This is a genomic window from Novosphingobium aquiterrae (assembly GCF_042434435.1).
Taxonomy (GTDB): Bacteria; Pseudomonadota; Alphaproteobacteria; order Sphingomonadales; family Sphingomonadaceae; genus Novosphingobium; species Novosphingobium aquiterrae.
Window position 1 is genome coordinate 1 of the sequence record NZ_JBHLTL010000010.1, and the last position, 2,481, is coordinate 2,481.

At 63.5% G+C, this 2,481-nt stretch carries 3 protein-coding genes; all 3 read left to right on the forward strand.

Annotation, left to right across the window (positions count from 1 at the left end; all coding sequences use genetic code 11):
* The first annotated feature begins 127 nt into the window (after positions 1-127).
* The 3 genes from tnpA (at position 128) to tnpC (ending at position 2,455) form a co-directional block, all read left to right on the forward strand.
* Positions 128-511, forward strand: coding sequence for an IS66-like element accessory protein TnpA (gene tnpA, locus ACFFF7_RS16150; protein WP_086740927.1), 384 nt, complete (start codon positions 128-130; stop codon positions 509-511).
* Positions 508-855 carry an IS66 family insertion sequence element accessory protein TnpB gene (gene tnpB, locus ACFFF7_RS13415; RefSeq protein ID WP_039335306.1) on the forward strand — a complete coding sequence of 116 codons (348 nt, stop codon included), beginning with the start codon at positions 508-510 and terminating at the stop codon, positions 853-855. Before tnpA ends, tnpB begins: the two co-directional genes overlap by 4 nt.
* A 61-nt stretch (positions 856-916) precedes the next feature.
* Positions 917-2,455: an IS66 family transposase gene (gene tnpC / locus ACFFF7_RS13420; RefSeq protein ID WP_086740929.1), complete on the forward strand. Its 1,539-nt coding sequence runs from the start codon at positions 917-919 to the stop codon at positions 2,453-2,455.
* The last annotated feature ends 26 nt before the right edge of the window (positions 2,456-2,481 follow it).

A 2,481-nucleotide genomic window follows, 5' to 3' on the forward strand; every position in this document is an offset into this window, starting at 1 on the left:
CGTAACCGTGGGCTGTAGGCCGCCTTGCACTGTGCGGGATTGATGGGCTGATAGCCGCTCCTTTTTTGGGGCGCCGACGATGGATGATTTCGAAGACGAACGAGCGAGTAGTCATACGAGAGGTCGTATGACTACTCAGATTGAGGTTGTTGGTCGGGTATCCGGCCGGCGTCGCTGGACGGTGGAGCAAAAGCTGGCGATTCTGCGAGATGCGTTTGGGCCGGAGGGTTCGGTCCGCGCAGCGTGCGACCGGCACGAGGTCGGCAGCGGGGCGATCTACACGTGGCGCCGCCAGGCTATGTCGGGAGAACTTGCTGGGGTTCGGCCACCATCGTTGCCGGCATTCTCGGAGGTTGAGATCGCAGATCCGGTCGTCCGCGATGTTGCGCTGCCGGTCCCACCGCGCTGCGGCCAGATCAGCATCGAACTGCCGAAGGGTGTCCGCCTGACCGTGGACGCAATGGTCGATGCCGACGCCCTGGCCCGGGTGATCGCTGTGCTTGGCCGATGATCCCCCTGCCACCCTCGACGCGGGTTTATCTCGCCTGCGGGGCGACGGACATGAGGAAGGGCTTTGACGGGCTTGCCGTGCTGGTCCAGCAAGTGCTGGAACAGTCACCGCATAGCGGCGCGCTATTTGCCTTCCGTGGCAAGCGTGGCGATCTGATCAAGCTGCTCTGGTTCGATGGTCAGGGCATGTGCCTGTTTTCCAAGCGCATGGACCGCGGTAAATTTGTCTGGCCGGTCACGAAGACAGGCAAGGTCAATCTCACGTCGGCGCAGCTTTCCATGCTGCTCGAAGGTATTGACTGGCGCCGGCCCGAACGCACTGCCGTGCCGCTGTTGGCGGGATAAAAAGTCGCAGATTTGCGTGGTTTTTCTGGTGCGGAATGACCCACTTTGCTAGTGGGTCACGGTGTCGGACGCAGCCACTTCCAACCTGGATAAAGATGCCAGGATCGCCGAGCTGGAAGCAGCCTTGGCCGCTCGTGACACGCTGATCGACACGCTGCGTTTCCAGTTGGCGCAGTTGCGCCGCATGACGTTCGGGCAGTCGTCGGAGAAGCTGTCGGCCCAGATCGAGCAGCTTGAACTTGCACTCGAGGAGCTGGAAGGTGAAGCCGCTGTCGCCGATGCCCGCAAAGAGGCATCCGCCGATAGACCCGAACGACCGCCGCCGGTCCGTAGCCTTCCGCCCCATCTTCCGCGCGCCGAGCAGCGCATCGAACCTGAGGCGGGCCACTGCAATTGCCCGGATTGTGGCGGTACCCTGCGCCCGCTGGGTGAAGACAGCGACGAGATGCTCGACGTCTTGCCCGTGCAATGGCGCGTCATCCGCACCATCCGTCCCAAGTACAGCTGCCGCTCCTGCGAGAAGATCGTGCAGGCGCCGGCGCCAGTGAAGGCCATCGCCCGCGGCAAGGCCAGCTTCGCCACGCTTGCCCATGTGGTCGTGTCCAAGTTCGATCACCACCTGCCACTCTACCGGCAAGCCGAGATGATGGCGGCGCAAGGCCTCGATATCGACCGCTCGACACTGGCCGGGTGGGCAGGACAAGCCGCGCATTTACTCGATCCGATCGTTTCCCGGATCCGCGAGGAAGGCCTCAAGGCCGCCAAGATCCACAGCGACGATACGCCCGTGCCGATGCTGGTGCCCGGCAAGGGCAAGACCGCACAGGGACGGCTATGGACCTATGTCGTCGATAATCGGGCCAGCGGATCAACCGCTCCGGCGCTGGTGTGGTACAAGTTCACGCCCGACCGTAGCGGTATCCATCCGCAAACCGAACTGAAGGCCTTCGCGGGTCTCCTCCAGGCCGATGGCTATGCCGGTTACGAGAAGCTCTATGCCGGCAACCGGATCAAGGAAGTGGCATGCTGGGCGCACTTCCGGCGCAAGATATTCGAGAACCACCAGACCAGTCCGACACCGCTGACCACCGATCTGCTTGAGCGGATCGCGGCGCTCTACCGGCTTGAGGACGAGGTGCGGGGACAACCGCCCGATATGCGTCGGCAACGGCGGCAGGAAAAAGCCAGGCCACTGGTCGACGATCTGCGCGCGGCCATCGACGATGCCTTGCGCCGCCTGTCGCCCAAGTCGGCGATGGCCAAGGCGCTCGCCTATGGTCGCAAGCGCTGGATTGCGCTCACGCGCTACCTCGATGACGGCCTGGCCGAGATCGACAATAACGTCGCCGAACGCGCGATGCGCAGCGTCGCGATCGGCCGCAAGAATTGGCTATTCGCAGGATCGAAGGCTGGCGGTGAACGCGCCGCCGCCATCTACTCGGTCATCGAGACGGCAAAGCTCAATGGCATCGAGCCGCAGGCCTATATCGCCGATGTCATCGCAAAGATTGCGGGCGGATGGCCAGCCGCTCGCTGGGACGAGCTCATGCCCTGGCACTGGACTTCCAGCCAGCAGCCGCTGATCGCAGAGGCCGCCTAACCGGCGGCCTTCAGGCCACGCTTACG

Excerpts from the sequence above, each read along its gene's own strand:
- tnpA (WP_086740927.1), top strand. The coding sequence starts at position 128 with ATGACTACTCAGATTGAGGTTGTTGGTCGGGTATCCGGCCGGCGTCGC.
- tnpB (WP_039335306.1), top strand. The coding sequence starts at position 508 with ATGATCCCCCTGCCACCCTCGACGCGGGTTTATCTCGCCTGCGGGGCG.